This window comes from Paenibacillus sp. FSL H7-0331 (assembly GCF_001956045.1).
This window is the reverse complement of sequence record NZ_MRTH01000006.1, coordinates 83,272-104,753: the sequence shown is the minus strand read 5'-3', so window position 1 is coordinate 104,753 and position 21,482 is coordinate 83,272. Positions and strand designations below refer to the sequence as shown.

Below are 21,482 nucleotides of genomic sequence, written 5' to 3'. Positions count from 1 at the left end.
TTCGCCTAAAACTAGCTGCCTCGGTACGTGCTATAACCACCCGGAGCTACCAGCAGCGGAACATGATAATGATCCTCAGTGTTTGTTATACTGAACCGAATCGGAACCTGCTCCAGAAACATCGGGTCACTCCACTGATCACTGATACCCCGATAATAATCACCAACATGGAACAGCAGTTCATAGACGCCAATCAACATGCCATTTCCAATCAGCAGCGGCGCATCCAGTCTTCCATCCCGATTCGTGACAGACTCGGTCAGCTTGACAATGCCCTCACCTGCCGTGATTAGAAATAGCTCCACGCGAACTCCTTGAGCCGGACACCCCCGCGATATGTCCAGTATATGTGTTGTCAGACGCCCGCTCATCGTGTAAACTCCTCTGTAGTCAAAGTTTTTTTCCGGGCTTCAATCAAGTCCTCCTGAGTCATCGAGAAGCCTTGAAAACCATAAGGCGGACGTGGCTCTGTATAAACCTGGCCTTCAGAGCCGCTAATGGAATCGATCACTGTTTCCCAGGTTCGGTTATTGGATTCAAACCATACCTGCTCCAGCTGAGGAAACCGCTCCAGTATTTTCAGCCCGATATGGTAAATCAAGCTTTGGATGGAAGAACTGGTTTCCTGATGAAACACCGTATGGGCAATATCGCTGATTTGCTCGGGGGCTACATAGCGATGATCATCTCCTGCTTTGGCATCTTCTGGATCGACATAGGTCCAGCCGATATTGAGATAAATAAATAAAGGACGATTAAAGCTTTCCGGCAGGGTCGTGTAATCATCACGAATAAAATTGGCAAACGAGCTGCCGCTGACTTTGATCAGATGCAGATTGGACATAACCGCTGTCTGTTTAACTAGCTCAATGCCTGTCTCCGAACGTTCTAGCTGTAACGCAAACACACCACTTTCATTGCGTGATTGCCGATACACAAGTCCACTTTCCGTTAATTTCCCATCAGCGCCAGGAACCTGTACGGAATCGAAAGGAAGCCGTTCAGCCAACAAATCTATCCCCTGCATGTGGGAGTAAGTCGCCAAAAACCTGGCAGCTATATAATGTAGGAATCCTTCAACGGTACTGCCTTCGAAGCCTGCCGCATGTCGCAAAATAAAATTTTTCATCGAGTCGGTTGCTACAACCATGCTATTGTCACCTTCAGTAAAGGAAGTAAGAAAAGCATCGCCGCTGACAGCGACTTTGATATTTAGAGCAAAGATCACATTGTCCGAGCCCGTGTAGGCAGATTCAGGAATCGGCTTAACCTTCAGCGGCAGCACATAAGTCCGATATACCAGCACATCACCTTTCCCATAATACATCGTCCTTTTCTTATCCGATTTCTTAATCCCCCCTCCTCCTTCACTTTGGATGATGTCCTGAATTCGAAATTTAGTGATTTTGGCGATCTCAAGCAGAGCTTGCCGAAGCTCCGTTTCAGTGTCATTATGAATTCTCAGCTGCATGGCTGCCAAAATCTGATCCTTTGTACTGCCTTTCACAGCCATAATAAAAGGAAATCCGAATTTGTCAGTGTACTCTGTATTACAAGCTGTAAATGCCGCCAGTTCTTCTTGCGTCAGGTCGGTTAATCCAGCGCCTCTTTGTTCCTGTACCGATGCGTCACTCATTTGCAAACGCCCGGCCAAATCGGGATGTGCCCGCAAAAGCGATAGCTGCTCATCACGATGAGCCAAATACACAGCCTCAAGCATGGTCCGGTGCAAATGGTTGCTTTCCTTGAAGGGACGATACGCATAAACCCTTTCAGCTACCCAGGGTGAATGCTCGAATATGGAGCCGAGGGTGCTCATAAAAGCATCCCGATTCATCGTATTTATTTGCTTGATCGAAAATAGAGTCATCTCGTATGCCCACCCCTTCCTTTATTTTTTGGCAATGGGACAGCCGGCTTTATTGCGTACAGATGCCTCCGCCGCACGCAGAATACCTCCGTAGCCGGTACACCTGCACAAATTTCCAGATAGCCCTTCCTCAATCTCATCAAGTGAAGGAGTCGCATTGTGCTCCAGCAATCCCACCATGGAAATCACCATACCCGGAGTGCAATACCCGCACTGAAAGCCTCCTTCATCCAAAAAGGCTTGCTGAACCGGATGCAATTGATTATCCACAGCCAACCCTTCAATAGTTGTCAATTCTCGCCCTGCCACCTGATAGGCCATCAGTAAACAGGCGTTCATCGGCTTACCATCCACAAGGATCATGCAGGCTCCGCATCGACCGATCTCACAGGAGAGCTTGGTTCCGGTCAACTCCAAATCATCTCGCAATATATCGACAACGCGACGTTCAGCAGGTACAGTAAGCTCTACTATTTGACCGTTAAGTGTCAGTTGGATCGCCACATCCATTTCATCAGGTAGCTGCTGTTTCATGATCCCATTCCCTCCCCCAAGCTGCAGGTTGATCGGATAATAAATCTTCCGGTTTAATCGGCAACTGCTGAATCCATTTACCGACAGCTTGATAGACGGCTGCTGCGATAGCGGGAGCGACGGCTACGGTTCCAATCTCGCCTACACCACGTGGACCGAACACATCACCTTCGGGCAGTTCATCAATCGCGTCCAATTGAAATCCTTTAGGTGTATCCTTAATAGTAGGAATCAGGTATGAATCAAAGTTATTCGTCTTGTAGAGTCCATCCTCCATAATTGCATCCTCGGTAAGCGTAAAGCCGAGTGCCATACTGCTGGCCCCTTCAACCTGGCCAACAAATCCCATAGGATTAATGACTGGACCTGCTGCTACTGCATGATATTGATCCGTTACCTTCACTCGTCCTGTTAACAGATTGACCTCGACCTCAATCGCCAGAGCCGTGTAGGTATGGAGATAATGCGCCCCAAAAATTTCATCAGGTGTTGTTGGAAACTGAAATTCCGTTTCGCATTCAATAGGTGTACTCACTCGTTCCGATAGCTCCAGATAGCTGATTAACAGTTCCCCGCTGTTGGCATATACACCACCAGGTCCAGTGGACAAAGCGTCAGCAGATCGGTCAGTCATCAGGGAAGCCTCTTCCAGGAGCCTACGGGAAAATTGCGGCCCCATCCTCGCTAGCGATTGCCACATCATACTTGTAGCCCGGGACGCGGTAGTTGAACCGCTATGCGGAACACGGGCTGTGTCCCCAATCACAAGCTCCAGATCATCCTTGTGGCAGCCAAAACGTTCTGTCAGCATGATTTGAAGAGCTGCGAGAAGCCCCTGTCCAAACTCCTCATAACCAAAGGATGCTTCGATCTTGCCGAGTTCGTTCAGCTTTAGCCGTCCACCTGCAGGGTCGGGCAATCCAAACCCAAGACCTGAACCATGCATGGCGATTGCCGCTCCTACTCCACGACGAATCCAGGGTAAATCCGTCCTGATAGCAAGCTGCTCACGACCGCTCATCAGCTTCGAACCGGCGACGGATTCCCATACTTGCCTGGCTCCTTCCGTTGGAACGATCTTCTGTCCGAAAGGTCCCGGCGAATCCGCCGCACGCAGGTTGCGGTGTCTAAGCTCCCAGGGATCGATCCCGATGGCCTCTGCCAAACGATCCAGTTGACCTTCCAAAGCAAAAATCACCTGATTGCCGCCAAAGCCACGAAATTCACCAGACACTCCATTGTTCGTATACACCGAAACACCTTCCAACGACACATTCGGAATCAGATAAGGCCCTTGTGTATGCTCTGTGGCAAAATTCAAAACTGGAGCTCCAAGCGTCGCATAGGCACCCGTATCCGCGATAATCCGCACTTCATGAGCGATCAGCAATCCATCCGCATCGATTCCGGTTTTCATCGAAACCTTCATCGGATGTCGCTTCAATCCGGTTCGAACGGATTCAAACCGTGAATGATGGATCTTGACCGGACGGCCACTTTTCAGAGCGAGCAGCGCACCGTAGGATTGAATATTCAATTCATCCTTGCCTCCAAACGATCCCCCAATTGGGCTGGAAACGACGCGAATATCAGCTTCAGGAATAGCCAGAATTCTTGCCAGCTGCATCTGATCCTTGAAGCCATGCTGCGTTGGAGCATATACGGTCAGGCATCCATTGGCCTCCGGTACGAATAACCCGCCTTCCGTTTCCATATAGGCATGCATTTGACGTGGGGTTACATACGTATTCTCAGTTACATAAGCACATTCGGTAAAAGCATTATTGCAATCCCCCCGCTTGTATTCCGTGCGGTGAAGCACATTGCCGTCAGGATGCAGCTTAGGCGCACCCTCGAGCAGACCTGCTTCCGGGCTATCGATTACGGGCAGCGGCTCATATACGACTTCTATTAATGACAGTGCATATTCAGCCAGCTCTTCACTTTCGGCTGCCACAGCCGCCACTGCATCCCCTATATATCGTACGCGATCCTCACACAGAACAGGTTGATCGGGAAAAGCGATCCCAAAGCGATTCATACCCGGAACATCTTTATGGGTAATGACCGCATATACCCCCGGCAGCTGTAAGGCTCGTTTAGTGTCAATGGTAATAATCCATGCATGTGCATGCGAGCTTCTTAATATTTTACCGTAGAGCATGTCAGGCAGTTGCATATCCGTCAAGTAAGTCAGCCGACCCGTTACCTTATCCGGACCATCCGGGCGTACGTGCCAGCGTCCACCCGCCGAATGTTTATCTAGCAGCATGATGATCCCGCCTTTCATCTGAAAATTGCAGAATAAGTCAAATTTAATTTAACGTTAATCGATTCCACAGCAGCGCTACAATTAAATTAGCCGCCGTACGTTTACGATAACTTGCCGAAGCAAAGGAATCCGAACCGCCCTCAAATTGCTTCATGACAGCCTGATGAACGGTCTCTGCTAATCGTGTACTCCAGAGAGCACCCTCCAATATCTCTTCCGCCTCTTTCAGTCGCGCCGTCACAGCAGCGGCACTGCCGGCTGCCAGTCGAACTTGATGAAACCTTCCAGCTGAGTCGACTTGAAACCCTCCCGCTATTGTAACTATCGATGGACAAAAGCCTTCCCTACGCCCAACCTTTTCATAAAAAAAACGTGATGTTTTGTTGATATCCTCAGCTTGTCGGCTCCAACGAATGGCTGTGAGAATCCGTTGTTCTTTTACGATTCCAGCATCTTTTCTGTGTATCGTCCATACTTCAACAGGTTCGACAATGGACGATATACCGTCGTACCATACCAGTTCCGCACCACTTACCAGCAAGGCAGGAAGTGAATCTCCTACCTGCGACAACACATTCCCCCCCAGCGTACCTATCCGCCGTATCGATGGAGCTGCGATATGACGACACGCTTCCTTTAACAATTGCGGCGTATCCGTCCCATATTGACAATCTGCCAAGCTAACGCCTGCTCCGATATGGATTTCCCCATCAGTACAGCTGTGTTCGCCCAGCCCCGGGATCTGTTCCAGGCTTATAAGATGCGGCGGCATCCAGGCCGTACCTGACTCCCACTGAGTTCGCAAAAGGGTGCCGCCTGCTACAACTACAGCCTGATCCTTCAAAGCTTGCTTCAAGCGCCAGGCTTCCGCTAACGATTGCGGCTGCCATACCCGCTTATGAAATTCAGCAGCGGGATAGTTACCCACAGCCATAGGCTCACACTCCTTATCTCCTAATGATTCTATGGCTCAGCAGCCGAAGTCTATACGAATAATCGCATACTTCCACACTCTGTAAGCTTACCCTATCTAGATTATCGATCGATTTAATGTCGCTGCTCTCTCAAATAAGGAACTCCAAGCGCTTCAGGCTGACCCGAAGGACGATTGCGCGTTTTCCAGCCTACATACATCAAAACGAGAATTGTGATCACATAAGGCAGCATTTTCAAAAAATACGAAGGAATGGGCGTTCCCAACAGTTGAATCCGGAAACCGAGAGCATCCAGACCACCGAATAAATAGGCGGCAAACAAAGCACGTACCGGATTCCAACGAGCAAAAATGATAAGTGCTATCGCTATCCACCCCCGTCCAGACGTCATTCCTTCAACCCAGCTTGAGGAAAAGGCGAGCAGCAGATAAGAACCCGCCAGCCCCATCAACATCGAGCCAATAATGACGTACGTATAACGAAATAAGGCGACTGGAATACCCATAACATCAGCAGTACCAGGACTATCACCAACCGCTCGAAGATGAAGACCCCACGATGTGCGATAAATAAGTAAATGGAACGCGATAACCAGTACAAAGCTGGCCCATACCATAACGTCCTGGTGTGCGAGCATTTTGCCAAGCAGCGGCACACTGTCGAGCCATGGCAAATCGAGCTTTGGCAGTTTTCCCGGAACCGGAATACCACTGGATGGCTTGCCCAGATACGCACTTAAGCCAGTCCCGAACAACGTAATTCCCAATCCGCTAACCGTTTGATTCGCGTGTAAAGTAACCGTCAGAAAAGCGTGTAGTACCCCCATCATGGCTGTGCCCAATAAAGCTGCGGCAAGGGCAACCACCAAGCTTCCTGTTTGTATATAGGTCATGCAGGTAAGCACAGCGCCCATCAGCATGATGCCTTCCGTCCCTAAATTGATGACGCCGGAACGTTCCGATAAAATGCCACCAAGCGCCGCAAGCAAAAGCGGAGTTCCCGCAGAAATGGCTGCAACCAGCAAGCTCGTCATAAAATCCACGTCACTATCGACTCCCTTCCGCATTGCTGATCTAGGGGATTGCGTCCCACATACCCACTCCTGAATCTTGTTGCTCTCACAGAATGCAGGAAGGAATGCAACTTCACGCTGTATCTTTTTCGCATAATCTGTAGGCTACACCTTCATTCTGGGCTGACTGCGGTGCAATCGATAACGTCCCAGATGATCGCCAGCAATCAAGAAGAAGAGAATCGCGCCCTGCAGCATTAGTGATAGGGAAGCAGGTAGACCAATCGTTTGTACGCTGTACCCGCCCACGATAAGCCCGCCGAACAGAACCGAAGAGACAATCAATCCCAGCGGACGCAGCTTAGCCAGCCAAGCGACGATTATGGCCGTATATCCATATCCCGGCGATAATCCGTACATCAAGCGGTGCGTCACACCGGATACTTCACTCATCCCTGCTAAGCCAGCCAAGCCTCCGCTAATGAGCATTACGAGAATAATATGCTTGTTGACGGCTATCCCTGCATAGGTTGCGGCGTCAGGATTGGCGCCCAATAATCGAAGCTCATAGCCCCACCTTGTATATTTCATACAAATCGCGTACAGCACAACGGCTATTAATCCAAAGATCAATCCCATATGAAGCCTTGATGAACCCAAGGTGAGCAGCTGTTGACCTAAAGAAAAAATCGGTGTACCCGGAAAATTCATCCCTTTGGGATCCTTCCAAGGGCCAAACACGAAATAATCCATACATAAAATAGCGATATAATTCAGCATTAATGAAGTAATCAGTTCATTGACCCGAAATACCGTTCGGGGGATCGCCGTGAACAGCCCCCATAAGGCACCACCCGCCATACCCGCAGCCATCATTACCGGAATCGACCACATTCCAGATAAACCTGGCCAATAAATCGTAATGCCTGTAGCGGCAATCGCTCCCGCAATGAATTGTCCTTCCGCTCCAATATTCCAGATTCCAATGCGATAGGCGATCGAAACCCCAAGGCCACATAACAGCAAAGGAATAGCTTTGACCAAGGTTTCACTGAAGCCATAGGTTGAACCGAAAGCTCCAGTGAACATTTTCGCATAGACCGTAATCGGATTGATTCCATTCAGCGCAATAAACATGCCACAGAAGAGTAAGGCCAAAACGATGGAAACGATGGGCACCCACCATGCTGTGGAGGCGTTTGGATTCAGCAGCCATTGAATCCTTGGCTTCGACTTGCCATGAATGTGGGCAGCCGTATGACCCGAGGATATGACCTCAATAGAAGCAGGATCCTTATTCATACGGCCTCCCCTCCCATTTCACCAATCCCTGCCATTGCCAGCCCGATCTGATTTCGGTCGTAATTGTCAGCTGCAAACTCTCCTTGAATGCGGCCGTTATAGAGCACGATCACACGATCAGCCAGCTTGAGAATTTCATCCAGATCCTCCGAAATCAGCAGGATCCCCGTCCCACCATCGGATAAGTCAAACAGCATTTGGTGAACACTGCTCGTCGCTCCGACATCCAGCCCTTGCGTTGGATGTACGGCAATCAGAAGCTCGGGCTTCTGCTCCGCTTCTCTGGCGAGCACAAGCTTTTGTTGATTGCCTCCGGATAGCTGTCGAACCGGAGTATCCAAGCTTGCGGTTTTCACCTCGTAGGCTCGAATAAGATCTTCCGACCATGCACGATTCGGCTTGTGAAGCAGGAAACCATACCTGGAGCGCTGAGAGGTTCTGTAAGACTTCATCAGCAAGTTATCCATTACGCTCAGAGGACCGGCCAAGCCGCTTTTCATCCGGTTTTCGGGAATGTGTGCGACACCATACTCGATTAGCTTGCTAACTGATGGAGCTTTCAGCTTGAACTCGTCATAGTGGATCTCGCCACCAGCCTCCCAGGACCGAAGTCCGGTCAATGCTTCAGCCAACTCCTTTTGCCCATTGCCAGCGACCCCTGCCACACCAACAATTTCTCCACGACCTACATGAAAGGATATCCCTTGTAGTGCTTTACCGCCGTTATCCGCATTCACATGCAGCTCCTGCACGGTCAATGATATTCCCGTAATCTCCCGTTTCCGATTAAACGTCATCGGCTCCAAGGTTCTACCCACCATCAAATGTGCAAGCTCTTGTTCCGACGTATGTTCTTTTAAGACGGAAGCGATCATAGAACCTTTGCGCATAATCGACATCACATCCGCAACTGCCATTACTTCTTTTAGTTTATGAGTGGTAATGATGACCGTCTTGCCCGCAGCCTTCATCGATTTAAGCGTTCGAAACAGCTCATACACCTCACCCGGTGTCAATACGGATGTGGGCTCATCGAGAATGATAATGTCGGCACCACGGTACAAGGTCTTTACAATTTCTACGCGCTGCTGCTCACCAACGGATAATTGCCAGATAGGAACGGTCAGTGGTACCAGAAGTCCGAATTGTTCACTCAATGCACCCAGCTCACTTAACTTTCTCTGCATCCATCCGCTTCCCCGCCATAAACTCCCGCGCTCGCCTAACACGATGTTCTCCGCTGCCGTCATTGCAGGAACCAACCGAAAATGCTGATGAATCATACCGATACCGAGCTTCATCGCATCCTTGGGACTCCGAATATGCTCTTGCCTGTCACGGATTCGAATTTCACCCTCATCCGCACGATAAGCTCCGGAGAGAATGGACATCACTGTGCTTTTGCCTGCTCCATTCTCTCCCAGTAACGCATGAATTTCTCCATGACGGGCTGAGAAATCGATATCGTCATTAGCCACAACAGCTCCGAAACGTTTGACAATACCTCTCATTTCAACGGCAAATTCACTCATCGAGCCCACCTCCTTTCCTTAAAGCAAATCCCCTCATTTCCATGAAGGGATTGATTGGGTGTATCACGTACGTCAGCTTGGATTATTTGGGAATCGTTCCTTCAATACCTTTGACAAACCAGTTGGTGCTCAATATATCCTTGTCTTCCAGCACTTTACCTTCGGGTACTTTTACGGCTCCGGCTGCATCTGTAATCGGACCTTTAAAGACATTAAGCTCTCCGCTTGTCACTTTTAATTTTGCAGCTTCAACCAGCTTCTTCACTTCGTCCGGCACATTCTTACCCAGAGGTGCAATATCTACAATACCGTCCTTCATGCTTCCCCAGTACTGCTCGGATTTCCAGGTACCATTCATCACGTCTTTCACAACCTTGGAATAATAAGGTCCCCACTTCCAAACTGCGGATGTGATATAGGCATCAGGAGCAAACCGCGTCATATCGGAATCATTACCAACTCCAAAAGCTCCGCGCTCCTGAGCAGCCTGTAGACTAGCCGGTGAATCCTGATAAGCGGCAATCACATCCGCACCTTTATCAAGCAAGCTGACAGCAGCCTGGCGTTCGGTGGCCGGATCGTACCAGGTATTGCTCCATACCACGTTCAACTTCACATCGGGATTGACGCTCTGGGCCCCCAACGTGAATGCGTTAATATTATAAATAACCTCAGGAATCGGGAATGCACCCACATAGCCGATCAAGTTCTTTTTGGTCATTTTCCCTGCGGCTATACCGGCCAAATAGCTGGCTTGATAATTGCGTCCGAAGTACGTACCCATATTTTCTGCTGTTTTGAAGCCTGAGGCGTGCATGAAAATCACTTTCGGATATTTTTTGGCAACATTTAATGTGTAATCCATATAACCGAAGCTCGTCGTAAAAATCAGATCATGATTTTGCGCCAGCTCTGTTATGACACGCTCCGCATCAGCGCTTTCCGGCACATTTTCTACAAAATCCGCTTTGATGCCCAACTCTTTCTCCATGTACTTCCGACCTTGATCGTGCTCATAGGTATAACCGCCGTCACCTGGAGGTCCGATATAAACGAAGGCAACTCGCGGCGTTTTCTTCTCAGCTGGCTTAGCCGATGCGTCGGCAGGCTTGGGATCAGCTGGTGCGGGTGCAGCAGGCTTCGGTTGGGCGCTTTCTTGTGAACAGCCCGCTAAACCCACGAACATGGCCACGATAAAAATCAACGTTGTCATCCATAAACGGTTCGTACGTTTCATTCGAAATCCCCTCCACTTTTCTATATCGGATTGTTGACCTCTATAAGCTGTTCTTTCGATTGACTAAACTATAATCAAATGTCACTTTAACGTCAATATATTTAACATTACTTTGGTTTTTTTAATAAAAAACCGAAATTATTTTGTATCCTATGCACGAAATTTTTAATTTCTCTTGAAATTCACGATAAAACCAGAATAATTTCAAATTATAAAACCTGTTTTCCAGTAAAATATACCATGTAGTTAACATTTGATTCATGCATTGTCATCGGATTCGCCAAATATTTTCCACGTCTGCAGGTGTATCCATATCAAGGAACAATCCAGACTCCGCCGCAATCAACATACCTTGATAATCGGGGCTCAGCAGCAGTCTGCGCGCACCTTCATCACCCTTCAAGCTCATGACGGCATCAAACATCGAGGCTGCAAGCAGCACAGGAGGCTTCGCCGTCCCGGAATCCCCCGCAGCCACATAATCCAGCTTGGGGTCCATAGTAAACTCCATGATTAGGCGATTGATTAATTCAGCGTGAATCATCGGCTGATCGGCCAACAGAACAACAACTGCACTCGCCTTGTCATCGTCACCCTCCGATAAACCTATCGCAGCCGACAAACCCGCATGCAGGGAGTAGGCCATCCCACGAGAAGCTTCAGGAGCAGCCGCGAATACACAGCGATCCCGGACGTCAGATTCATCAGGAAACGGAAACCATTCTGGGCATCCCTCATACCGGGATACAACCACAATTCGATCCAGACCCGAACGTACCGCTTCCTGAAGCGCCAGCCCTCCAAGCATTCCATCACTGCCGAGCGGAATAGTAAGCTTGGGCCTCCCCATTCGCCGACTTTCACCCGCTGCCAAATAAATTCCCATGATTGTTGGACGCATGAATCCCCCTCCTGACCGATCCACCCGCTGACTGCCTTCGGACCGCAATTAATTCCGCCACAATGCTCACCGCTATTTCCATCGATCCATCAGCACCAATGGACAAGCCTACCGGCCAATGCAACCAAGCCGGAGACATCCTTCCATCCAATAGCTGCTTTGCTCGTTTTGTCGAACCCAGCAACCCCACATAACGGGGAGATAATAGCCATAAAGCATCCAGACATTGACGATCCCTCTGCAATTGATGACTCATGATGACCACATAATCTGAACCATTAACCCCGAGTCGACCTATAACTTCTGCAGGCAAACCAACAATCGTATCGCAGCAGGCAAAATCCCCCGAACAGCATAGCGCCTCTCTCCAATCCGTCACCACGACACGAAACCCGACACTACCCGCCATAGCAGCAATCGGCTCCGCATCCGCACCAGCGCCAAATAGGATTAATCGTGGTCTTGGCTCACAATAAAGCAAGAAGCTGCCCCCGTCATCGTTAACATGCGGAAACAAGGAAGCTTGACCCTTTTCCGTTATATGCGCCTCCGACTTATGAACCTTTTCTATCCGGTATACAAACCTGCCATCGCTATCCCACAAACGCATAAAACAGCTCTCTTCCCCGTAATTCAACCGCTTGAGCAATTCTGATAAATGTACACTTAAGCTCTCCGTAATGGTCTCCAGCAGAACACGAATACTACCTCCGCAGCCAACCGCTTCACCCCAGGCAAAGTCTTCCGCATCCCGCATATCATATTCAACAACCTGTGAAGATCCCGTTACCAGCATTTCACCGACGCGCTCCGCCAAGTCGGACTCCAGACAACCAGGACTGATCCCTCCGATTCGCTCACCATTCTCATAGATCAGCATGGAAGCCCCCATTTTGCGATAGGAGTGCCCTTCAACTGCAATAATCGTGGTAAGCACAGCCCTTCCTTCTCGCCGACTCCAATTGTCCAGTAATTCATGGAATTCCATGCCTCCACCCCCTAACGGTTCGTTGGATCCACAAGCATCCTCCTGAACATGAATGCCAGCTTCAAACGCAGCAAGTCATTAATTTTTTTGAAATCCATCCCAAGAATCTCACTCATTTTTTCTAAGCGATAAGCCGCGGTATTGCGGTGGATGAACAAATGCTTTGCCATCTCATTAACTTGCCCGTCATGCTCCAGGAAAGCTTCCAGCGTGCGCAGCATTTCCTGCGAATACTCCGGATCCTTAGCCAGCAGCTCAGCCAGCACCTCACTGCTGTAAGCACTCATCTCGGCAGCAGGCACATGCTTAAACAAATAAGCCAGTTCAATTGCACCAAATTGCACTACCTTATCCTTCATCCCCAGACGCTGCGCAAGTCCGAATACCTCCGAGCATTCCGTATAAGCCTGCCTGAGCACCTCCGGCTTCATTTTTTTACTGCTGACAGATAGCTGAATATGTTCAACAATCTTTTTGTTAACAACGGAATTCAAAGCTTGGTTCAACAGCTCCATCAGCTTCGCAGAACTATCCAGCCCATCCGCACTAAAGATCGAAAACACACCATCCTCCACCAAAAAATGTACAACCTGCAAATCACGAAATACGAAATTGTATTCATATTCCTGCCGAATTTCCTTTAACAACGTAGATCGCATGGCATCACCTGAGCTCGATACAATCTTTGTCCACACACACTGGTAGGAGCCTCTCAGAACACGTACTCCAAGCTCTTCGGTGTAATCAATCAACATCCCCACATCTATATTTTGATTCAAATAACGAACAAACAGATCACCCATGTCTTTATTCAACGAACGTTGCAGCACATCCCGATAAATACAGCTCAGATGATAGGCCAATATTTCCGCGGTTTGGTAGAACAAACCTTCTTCTTCCTTAATAAGTACAGAATCAGCCGGATAAAACATCGCAAACCCGATGCATTCTCCTTCAAACTCAATGGGTATCCGCGAATACCCGCCATGCTCCGCCCGAACCCAGGCAGCCTCTTCCCGCCAAGGCCAGCCTTGGAGCAGCTGCTGCTCCCGATAACAAGTTGCGTTATATACCATATGCCCGCGCGAGCTGACAACCGCGAATGGAGTCTCAACAATCCCGAGTACCTGATCAAAAAAACGGATATCCGATTTGGATCTAAGCGCAAATTGCATCAGCCGCTTTTGCTTATCCAACAAATCATGTAAAGATAAGGTATTGCGCTCCAATTCAGCCAGGAATAGCCCATTCATTTGATCAGAAAAAGTAAATTGATAAGGAAGCTCAATCAACGGAAAATGCAGTCTGTCTGCCTCTTGCATAATAGACTCCGGAATACTCGACCAGAATCGTCCCAGTTTAATTCCAAGCCCCGCCGACCCTCTCGCATCCAACTTACGCATAAGCTCAATAGCTTCATCAGGATGGTCCTTAATAATGTAAGCCGTCGTAAAAAGCATTTCACCTGTTTTGATCCATTCCGTAATATCCGGAGCATCCATTACATTAACCGACTTCACGATGCGCGTTGCTCCATCTTTCCCAGCCACCAGCCGCCCTTCAGAGAGCGGATAAATCAGAAGCGCCTGCTCAACGGTTATATGCATGCTATTCACCTCCGAATTATATGTCACTATACTTAACATTATATTCGCTAATTTGAATTTGAACAATTGAATTTATTAAAAATTTCCCTCCAACTATGTGATTTCGGCCATAAAATACGTTAAATCAACACATCCAACAGTAATAACTCCGCTAACACACTTTATTGCGTTATATTATATAACATTAAATAACATCCTTTATCCAGCACAAAAAACCAAACCCGACGCGCTCTACATTTTGAGCGAGTGCCTGATTTGGTTTTCATTCCTATCTTCATTAAAGATTTAATAGTTAAATGGATATGATCATCCATGATTATCTGCTGCGATGCTTTCTGTATCCAATACCGGTGCGTCTGGAGGCCGTTTCCACCATCCGAGCCGCAGCCGCTTGGGCCGCTTCTGCGATCCGCTCTTCATGGATATGGACAAGCCTGCCATCCTTCACGACCACCTTGCCGCCAACAACGGTCATATCCACGATCTGGCTAATCCCGGCAACAACCGGCAGCGCAGTATCATCGAATAAAGCTCCCGCAAAATCCAGCCTTCGTGTATCAATCAGGAAAAAATCAGCCGCCTTCCCGACTTCCAGCGAGCCTATGGCATCCTCCCAGCCCAACACCCTTGATGAACCGACGGTTCCAAGCCACATGCTTTCCTGAGCGGTTAGCCCCTGAGCCCCGGATGTAAGCTTATGCAGCAGGTAAGACTGACGAACCTCACCCAGCAGATTGGAAGCATCATTCGAAGCAGAGCCATCTACACCGATGCCTACCTTGACTCCACTATTCAGCATTTTGCGAATCGGCAGCACACCTGAAGACAGCTTCATATTGCTTGACGGACAATGCGCCACACCGCAACCGCACGAGCCCATCCGATGAATTTCAGCATCATTGAAGTAAATACCATGCGCGAACCAGACATCATTACCGACCCAGCCTGTTTTCTCCATATATTCGAGTGGACGCATTCCCTTTTTCTCCAGACAAAAATGCTCTTCATCCATCGTTTCTGCCAAATGGGTATGCATGCGCACCTGGGAGCTTCGTGCTAACAATGCACTTTGCCGCAGCAATTCCTCCGAAACCGAAAATGGCGAGCAAGGTGCAACACCAACCCGTGTCATCGCAAATTTAGATCGATCGTGATAAGCTTCAATGACCCGCTGCGTATCCTTTAAAATGACATCTATATGTTGAACGACCTCATCAGGAGGAAGACCACCTGCCGAGCGTCCCAGATCCATCGATCCTCGAGTCGGATAAAAACGAATCCCCAGCTCACGCGCCGCTCGTATTTCTTCATCTATCAGTTCCCCGTGAATACCGTTCGGAAAACAATAAAAATGATCGGAAGCTGTCGTACATCCCGTTTTCAACAGCTCGCCCAGGCCGACAAGTGCGCTTAAGTACACATCCTGCGGCTGCATTTCGCGCCATATCTCATACAAGGTGATTAACCAATCGAACAGCTCACAATCCTGAGCCCAAGGAATATTGCGCGTAAACGTTTGATACAGATGATGATGCGTATTAATGAAGCCGGGATACACATTTTTACCTCGCGCATCGATGATGACATCTGCCGTCTCATACGGAATGTTTACGCCCAATGCCTTGATTTCCTGATCCTCTGCATATAGGCTTCCGCCGGGAAACTGGTTCTTATCGGCATCCATGGTGATGATATTACGGGCATTTTTGATTAAGATACTCGCCATCCACACACCCCGATCCACAATCTCTATTTGTGGTTAAATGTAACACTCCGCAAAATGAGGTACAATGTGGAAGGGCAGATTTTGTGCATATGACCAATAAATCCGATTGTTTTTGTGCGTGCTGCAATATTATCGATTCCAGTTAAATCCTGTTTCCTGTAAGAAAGCACGCGCTATCGCCATATGCCCCACCAGATTCGGATGCACACGATCCCATGCCAGCGTAGCCGGATAAATGTGCTCCAGCACAGGTTGAAAAGCAGCCTGAATGTCGATAAAATGAGTGTTATTCTGATCAGCGATTTCCTTAACAACCTGACCGTACTCATCCATCGTCCGGCGCATCGGATCATTGACGTTAGGCTCCAAATAAAACGGAGTCATCAGGATTAATCCCTTAACTGAGGGTAATGTCTGCTTAACCAATTCATCAAGTGTAGCGCGATATTCATCTATGTATACATGTGATTCCTTAATTGTCGGCTGATCGTACTGACGCCATACGTCATTGATTCCGATCATAATAGAAACCCAGTCCGGCTCTAAATCCAGTACATCAGTTTGCCAGCGTTCCTTAAGGCTACGAACCGTGTTGCCGCTAATACCCATATTGATTACCCGCAGCGAAAGCTCCGGATATACAGAATGGAACAGCGCATTTACTGCGGCTACATAACCTTTTCCAGTAGAGTCATTGCGACCTTCGCCATGCGGCCGTTTGCGTTCCACGTCCGTGATCGAATCGCCTATCATAACCAGCTTATCATTTTTGTTAAAAATCATGTACATAATCTCCCTTTTAATAAATATGAAATAGATTCCAGTTTGATTTTACCTGATTATCGCCTCGTCTGCATCAAAAAATCCCGACCCTCAGGATAAGGACCGGGATGGATATCTGAATCATGCGGAAATGCGCGGGGATGCTGGTTTGGGAGCTGCAAATGAGGGTACATACTTGCGCAGCTTAAGCACAATGAAGCTTGCAACCAGTGCTTTCAGCAGATCGGGTAGAATGAAGGGATACACAGCCAGAGTCATCGCCTTGGAAAAAGATACACCTGCTGTATAAGCAAGCCATGGAGCGCCACCAACGTACAGCAGCAAGGATCCAAAAGCTTCTATAGTAACGAACAACAGCAAGAAAGCCATTATACCTTCACCTCGTATACGGCTGGACACCCAACCAATGGCCCATGCAGCAACTGGGAACATCCATATAAATCCACCTGTTTTGCCAATTATAAGTGAAATCCCACCTTGCCCGTGAAGCAATGGCAGACCGATAGCTGTAAGTATGAATACCGTAAATATGCTATAAAAACCATACCGTGCTCCCAGCAGTCCGCCAGCCAGCATGACAGCAAAGCTTTCTAACGTGAAGGGTACCGGATTAAAGCCGAGTGAGATTTTGATCATACTAAATACGATGAAAAGTGTTGCGAAAAGGGCACTGAATACAAGCCCCCTGACATTCCATGCAGATGAATTCATTGATTTTCCTCCTTTTATTTGTTAACCTATTATGTATGAATCAGGTTGACAATTAGGAGTATAGCACATCTTATTCCTCTTGTGGAAGAGGCAATTTGAATATTTGAAAGTATACAGGTGAACCCATAATGGCAGGTAATGAACTAATAATGAGCAAGGTAACCGTTTATAGAAATCAATCCGGGCATACCCTCCCTGTGCTCAACCATATCGATCTGCGAATTGCCGTGGGGGAATGGGTGAACATTGTCGGACCTAACGGAAGTGGAAAATCAACACTAGCTCAGCTTATTGCAGGAATTCAGAGCACTCATTCCGGTAATTTCGATAGAGGTTTTCTTCCTGAAGTTGTGCCATATGTGATGCAGCAGCATTATTGTATTGGCGATACGCCGTGGGAGGATATCATTTTCCAATTGGAAATGCGTGGTGAGGAGCCGCAGCAAATCCCAGGCATTGCTCATCAGGCACTACTGGCAGTAGGTTTGGACAACCTCATGCACCGTCCATTTGCCGAATTGTCTGGAGGGCAAAAGCAGCTGGCTGCCATTGCCGGATGTATCGCAGCAAAAGCCCCTCTGCTGCTGCTCGATGAAGCGACGTCCATGCTGGACTCAACTTCACGCAAGGATGTGCTTAATACTGTCCAAGCCATTCATCAACAGGGAGCTTCCGTGATCTGGTTGACACATCATATGGAAGAGCTGGCAGCAGGAACTCGTGTCATCGGACTGATGGATGGGAAAATCACGTTCGATGGTCCAACTGCTTCCTTCTTCTATGGTGACGAAGGTACTCATGATTCTCCGCTGCAACCTGAGTTGAGTCCCGAAACTAGCACGGGTATGACTCCCTGCGAGCAGCTCGGGTTTGAGCCACCATATCCGGTTCAGGTGGCCCGTGAGCTGATCAGACAAGGCGTCCATTTGGATAGACGGCCGCTTACTGCCGAGCAGCTTGTAGAGGCGGTGCACAAGCATGTCCGATGATTTGATTATTCGCGAATTAACATCGTTCACAACCAACGGGAACCGTCTGTCCAATCCTTTGAATCATCAGTTTCATGCAGGCACATTAACCCTTGTTCTGGGACGCAGCGGAACAGGTAAAACTATGCTTCTCGAGATGTTATCCGGGCTGCGTGAGCCTTCCTCCGGTCAGATTAACTTGGGAAGCACCTCACTCTGGACAGGTACCTCCAAACGGAGAAAACCTAATCGTCAGGTGCTGCTGCGATTAGGTACAGCTTTTCAACATCCGGAACAGCAATTATTCGCCAATACCATCAAGGAAGAATTTCAGTATACGCTTCGACCCTTTAAGCTATCCCATACAGAGAGCAATCAACGTATACAGCATGCACTCCGTCTATTTCCGGGAGAGCCCGAGTCATGGCTGGAGCGAGATCCTTTTCAATTGAGCGGAGGGCAGCAGCGGCGATTGTCACTTGCGCTGCTGCAGGCAGCAGCTCCCGACTGGCTGCTTCTCGACGAGCCTACAGCCGGGATTGATGCCGAAGGAGCCACCCTGCTCTACGGACAGCTGCAGCAACGAAAGGCCGAAGGTCTTGGCACTATCATCGTCACACATGATCCGGAAGCTTTGCTAACGATTGCCGACTCCGTGCTTATTTTGTATGACGATACCTTTTGGCAAGGGTCGCCTTCTGAGCTGGCAGAACAGAAGTCTATATGGAGTAAAGTCGGACTTGCTCCGCCTGTGCAGTTGAATACGCTGAACCTGCTGCAAGCATCAGGAATCCCTGTGCCTATCACGAGCTGGCCCGATGCAGAAGCGACGGCAGCTGCCATTAAATCAGCACTGACGGTCCATATGGCAGCAGGGACACTGGAAAAGCTGGAAGAACACACCACAATGGACTATAACTCTACTGAAGCAAGCTATCCTGTACACGGACCCATGGCCGAGCAAGTTAAGATGCAAGTACAAGGAACATCTGATTGTATAACAGGAGTTGCTCCTGGACCGATTGCTGAATCAACACCTGCACCCATGCCTGCTGGCAATCATGCTTCCGATTCCATGCATGCAGAGAAATCAGGCTTTAGAGCCTATGATCCTCGTGCTGTATGGGTTGTTTATATGCTCATATCGCCAGGTATCCTAGTCCAAACCCATTGGTTTGGCTGGATAGCTGCTTTCATTGTAACGCTGGCCGTCATACGTTATGCGCGTATACCGCTGATGGAATGCTTAAAGCCTGCTGCTGGTTTGATCGTATTTACTTTTATAGCCTCTGTCTTGTCTGGACTTGCTGTAGAAGGAGCTGAGGCACCACTCCCAGGGAGTGAAACGAGCGGAACGATGTGGACGCTTCCCTTTAATCTGGGTTTTGCAGTGAGTCCGGCTGTCGAGACGTTTTTCAGACTAAGTATACTGGTCTTGATCATGCTCATAGGGTTTGTACTGTTATCGGGAATCAATCATTTGCGGCTAAAACGAGGCTTGGAGCAGGGACTTCATTGGTTAAAACGAATCCGTGTTCCCGTTGAGCCTTTTGCCTTAACAGCTTCGCTGATCATTCGGTTCATTCCGATGATTATTGACGAATGGCAACGGTTTGCGAGAATCGCTGCTGCGCGCGGCAAGTACCCTTTTCGTCCTGGGCAGATCCCCATATTCCGTATGCGAATGACGATGATTCCGATTCTCATTTCACTACTGCGCCTTGGCGAAACCTTGTCTTTGATTCTGATTGTACGAGGTGTGGGACGTGCGGATAGCAAACCGACAATCGCCTTCCGGCTTCGCTTTAACCGTTATGATTATAGGCTTATTGCAGCCGCAGCAAGTATATTATTGGTTTTGTTAATGCTGAACTATATAATATTGGCATGATAGAGTCCAACAAATTTGATAACGATTATCATTGTTCATTATAATAATGATGTGTAATCGAATATAACCTACTCTGGAGGTACAACATCTCATGCTGTTTATTGATAATAAAGACATCACCGATCCGGCCATTAATCTCGCCCTGGAGGAATATTCGCTGCGCAATTTGCCGATGGACGACAGCTATTTACTGTTCTATATAAATGAACCCTCCATCATTATTGGCAAAAACCAGAATACCATCGAAGAGATCAATACGGATTACGTAGATCAGCATCATCTACATATCGTCAGACGTCTTTCCGGTGGCGGCGCGGTTTATCATGATTTGGGCAACCTCAATTTCAGTTTTCTGACGAAGGATGACGGGAATTCCTTTCATAACTTCGCCAAGTTCACCCAACCGGTTATCGAGATTCTTCATCGGCTTGGTGTGGAAGCCGTACTGACTGGGCGCAATGACATTCAGGTCGGTGAGCAAAAAATTTCCGGTAATGCTCAGTACATATCCAAGGGGCGAATGTTCAGTCACGGTACCCTGCTGTTTAATTCAGCAATGGAAAATGTTGCTTCCGCTCTTAAAGTCAAGCCGATTAAAATTGAATCAAAAGGCATTAAATCAGTTCGCTCCCGAGTTGCTAATATCTCGGATTTTCTAAGTGAGCCGTTGACGATTAAGCAGTTTAGAGACATTTTGCTGCAGCAATTATTTGATTGCTCACTTGCAGATGTACCCCAATACCATTTAACTGAAGACGATTGGGCTGCTGTTCTTAAGCTGGCTGATGAGCGCTACCGCAGCTGGGATTGGAATTATGGCCGTTCACCAAAGTCGAATATCCAGAATACATTCAAGTTTCCTTCCGGTATTATCGATGTACGTCTGAACGTGGTTCAGGGTAAAATAGCGTCGATCCATATTTTCGGTGATTTCTTCGGTACCCATGACGTGTCGGAATTGGAACAACAGCTCACAGGCATTCAGTACGAACAGCAGGCTCTCTTTCATGTGTTGAACAGCATTGATCTTCAGCACTATTTTGGTAATCTTACGACCGAGCAATTCATGGCCCTATTACTGCTTCAGGATATTCCGCAATAACGAATTTTCAATCGAAACCTACATTTATTTACTGCAAAAAAACCTCCCGGTTTTTACTGAGCTTGGGAGGTTTTGTATTGTCCTCGGATACATCCAATTATTTCTTCACTG

The 21,482-nt window shown here is 48.2% G+C and carries 18 protein-coding genes; 3 read left to right on the top strand and 15 right to left on the bottom strand.

The window, feature by feature from the left end:
• Window positions 1-11: 11 nt before the first annotated feature.
• The 15 genes from uraH to BK127_RS10690 form a co-directional block, all read right to left on the bottom strand.
• Entirely contained in the window at window positions 12-371 is a 360-nt protein-coding gene (gene uraH / locus BK127_RS10760) for a hydroxyisourate hydrolase (protein ID WP_076230050.1), read from the bottom strand.
• Complete coding sequence (gene pucL, locus BK127_RS10755) at window positions 368-1,870, bottom strand: factor-independent urate hydroxylase (RefSeq protein WP_076230049.1); 1,503 nt, start codon at window positions 1,868-1,870, stop codon at window positions 368-370. The genes uraH and pucL overlap by 4 nt, the downstream gene beginning before the upstream one ends.
• 21 nt (window positions 1,871-1,891) lie before the next feature.
• Complete coding sequence (locus tag BK127_RS10750) at window positions 1,892-2,404, bottom strand: (2Fe-2S)-binding protein (RefSeq protein WP_076230048.1); 513 nt, start codon at window positions 2,402-2,404, stop codon at window positions 1,892-1,894.
• Entirely contained in the window at window positions 2,385-4,676 is a 2,292-nt protein-coding gene (pucD, locus tag BK127_RS10745; protein ID WP_076230047.1) for a xanthine dehydrogenase subunit D, read from the bottom strand. The genes BK127_RS10750 and pucD overlap by 20 nt, the downstream gene beginning before the upstream one ends.
• A gap of 43 nt (window positions 4,677-4,719) precedes the next feature.
• Entirely contained in the window at window positions 4,720-5,610 is an 891-nt protein-coding gene (locus tag BK127_RS10740) for an FAD binding domain-containing protein (RefSeq protein ID WP_076230046.1), read from the bottom strand.
• A 113-nt stretch (window positions 5,611-5,723) separates the two neighbouring features.
• The gene (locus BK127_RS10735) at window positions 5,724-6,644 is read right to left on the bottom strand and encodes an ABC transporter permease (RefSeq protein ID WP_305954294.1); all 921 of its coding nucleotides are present in this window, start codon (window positions 6,642-6,644) and stop codon (window positions 5,724-5,726) included.
• 144 nt (window positions 6,645-6,788) lie between these two features.
• Window positions 6,789-7,925 (bottom strand): ABC transporter permease, encoded by a 1,137-nt coding sequence (locus BK127_RS10730; protein WP_083689225.1) that lies wholly within the window; start codon window positions 7,923-7,925, stop codon window positions 6,789-6,791.
• Window positions 7,922-9,457, bottom strand: coding sequence for an ABC transporter ATP-binding protein (locus tag BK127_RS10725; RefSeq protein ID WP_179097441.1), 1,536 nt, complete (start codon window positions 9,455-9,457; stop codon window positions 7,922-7,924). The genes BK127_RS10730 and BK127_RS10725 overlap by 4 nt, the downstream gene beginning before the upstream one ends.
• 82 nt (window positions 9,458-9,539) lie before the next feature.
• The gene (locus BK127_RS10720; protein ID WP_076230044.1) at window positions 9,540-10,694 is read right to left on the bottom strand and encodes a BMP family ABC transporter substrate-binding protein; all 1,155 of its coding nucleotides are present in this window, start codon (window positions 10,692-10,694) and stop codon (window positions 9,540-9,542) included.
• Window positions 10,695-10,962: 268 nt separating this feature from the next.
• On the bottom strand, window positions 10,963-11,595 hold the full coding sequence (locus BK127_RS10715; protein ID WP_076230043.1) for a nucleotidyltransferase family protein: 633 nt from the start codon (window positions 11,593-11,595) through the stop codon (window positions 10,963-10,965).
• Entirely contained in the window at window positions 11,555-12,583 is a 1,029-nt protein-coding gene (locus BK127_RS10710) for an XdhC family protein (protein ID WP_076230042.1), read from the bottom strand. Before BK127_RS10710 ends, BK127_RS10715 begins: the two co-directional genes overlap by 41 nt.
• An 11-nt stretch (window positions 12,584-12,594) precedes the next feature.
• Window positions 12,595-14,190: a PucR family transcriptional regulator gene (locus tag BK127_RS10705; protein ID WP_076230041.1), complete on the bottom strand. Its 1,596-nt coding sequence runs from the start codon at window positions 14,188-14,190 to the stop codon at window positions 12,595-12,597.
• 316 nt (window positions 14,191-14,506) lie between these two features.
• A complete protein-coding gene (locus BK127_RS10700; protein WP_076230040.1) occupies window positions 14,507-15,916 on the bottom strand; it encodes an 8-oxoguanine deaminase in 1,410 nt (469 codons plus the stop codon).
• A gap of 129 nt (window positions 15,917-16,045) precedes the next feature.
• Window positions 16,046-16,699, bottom strand: coding sequence for an SGNH/GDSL hydrolase family protein (locus BK127_RS10695; RefSeq protein WP_076230039.1), 654 nt, complete (start codon window positions 16,697-16,699; stop codon window positions 16,046-16,048).
• Between the two features lie 120 nt (window positions 16,700-16,819).
• Window positions 16,820-17,410 carry a biotin transporter BioY gene (locus tag BK127_RS10690; RefSeq protein WP_076230038.1) on the bottom strand — a complete coding sequence of 197 codons (591 nt, stop codon included), beginning with the start codon at window positions 17,408-17,410 and terminating at the stop codon, window positions 16,820-16,822.
• Between the two features lie 128 nt (window positions 17,411-17,538).
• Between BK127_RS10690 and BK127_RS10685 the strand changes: the two genes are divergently transcribed.
• The 3 genes from BK127_RS10685 to lplA all read left to right on the top strand — a co-directional run bounded on the left by BK127_RS10685 (window position 17,539) and on the right by lplA (window position 21,371).
• The gene (locus tag BK127_RS10685; RefSeq protein ID WP_083689224.1) at window positions 17,539-18,399 is read left to right on the top strand and encodes an energy-coupling factor ABC transporter ATP-binding protein; all 861 of its coding nucleotides are present in this window, start codon (window positions 17,539-17,541) and stop codon (window positions 18,397-18,399) included.
• On the top strand, window positions 18,389-20,269 hold the full coding sequence (locus BK127_RS10680; protein ID WP_076230037.1) for an ATP-binding cassette domain-containing protein: 1,881 nt from the start codon (window positions 18,389-18,391) through the stop codon (window positions 20,267-20,269). Before BK127_RS10685 ends, BK127_RS10680 begins: the two co-directional genes overlap by 11 nt.
• A 91-nt stretch (window positions 20,270-20,360) precedes the next feature.
• Window positions 20,361-21,371, top strand: coding sequence for a lipoate--protein ligase (lplA, locus tag BK127_RS10675; protein ID WP_076230036.1), 1,011 nt, complete (start codon window positions 20,361-20,363; stop codon window positions 21,369-21,371).
• The last annotated feature ends 111 nt before the right edge of the window (window positions 21,372-21,482 follow it).

Bases quoted from the DNA above. Each gene is read 5' to 3' on its own strand.
- BK127_RS10700 (WP_076230040.1), bottom strand. From the start codon at position 15,916: ATGGCGAGTATCTTAATCAAAAATGCCCGTAATATCATCACCATGGAT.
- BK127_RS10720 (WP_076230044.1), bottom strand. From the start codon at position 10,694: ATGAAACGTACGAACCGTTTATGGATGACAACGTTGATTTTTATCGTG.
- BK127_RS10740 (WP_076230046.1), bottom strand. From the start codon at position 5,610: ATGGCTGTGGGTAACTATCCCGCTGCTGAATTTCATAAGCGGGTATGG.
- BK127_RS10730 (WP_083689225.1), bottom strand. From the start codon at position 7,925: ATGAATAAGGATCCTGCTTCTATTGAGGTCATATCCTCGGGTCATACG.
- BK127_RS10680 (WP_076230037.1), top strand. From the start codon at position 18,389: ATGTCCGATGATTTGATTATTCGCGAATTAACATCGTTCACAACCAAC.
- BK127_RS10750 (WP_076230048.1), bottom strand. From the start codon at position 2,404: ATGAAACAGCAGCTACCTGATGAAATGGATGTGGCGATCCAACTGACA.
- pucL (WP_076230049.1), bottom strand. From the start codon at position 1,870: ATGACTCTATTTTCGATCAAGCAAATAAATACGATGAATCGGGATGCT.
- BK127_RS10725 (WP_179097441.1), bottom strand. From the start codon at position 9,457: ATGAGTGAATTTGCCGTTGAAATGAGAGGTATTGTCAAACGTTTCGGA.
- BK127_RS10705 (WP_076230041.1), bottom strand. From the start codon at position 14,190: ATGCATATAACCGTTGAGCAGGCGCTTCTGATTTATCCGCTCTCTGAA.
- BK127_RS10710 (WP_076230042.1), bottom strand. From the start codon at position 12,583: ATGGAATTCCATGAATTACTGGACAATTGGAGTCGGCGAGAAGGAAGG.
- BK127_RS10715 (WP_076230043.1), bottom strand. From the start codon at position 11,595: ATGCGTCCAACAATCATGGGAATTTATTTGGCAGCGGGTGAAAGTCGG.
- BK127_RS10685 (WP_083689224.1), top strand. From the start codon at position 17,539: ATGGCAGGTAATGAACTAATAATGAGCAAGGTAACCGTTTATAGAAAT.
- BK127_RS10690 (WP_076230038.1), bottom strand. From the start codon at position 17,410: ATGAATTCATCTGCATGGAATGTCAGGGGGCTTGTATTCAGTGCCCTT.
- BK127_RS10735 (WP_305954294.1), bottom strand. From the start codon at position 6,644: ATGACGAGCTTGCTGGTTGCAGCCATTTCTGCGGGAACTCCGCTTTTG.
- BK127_RS10695 (WP_076230039.1), bottom strand. From the start codon at position 16,699: ATGATTTTTAACAAAAATGATAAGCTGGTTATGATAGGCGATTCGATC.
- pucD (WP_076230047.1), bottom strand. From the start codon at position 4,676: ATGCTGCTAGATAAACATTCGGCGGGTGGACGCTGGCACGTACGCCCG.
- uraH (WP_076230050.1), bottom strand. From the start codon at position 371: ATGAGCGGGCGTCTGACAACACATATACTGGACATATCGCGGGGGTGT.
- lplA (WP_076230036.1), top strand. From the start codon at position 20,361: ATGCTGTTTATTGATAATAAAGACATCACCGATCCGGCCATTAATCTC.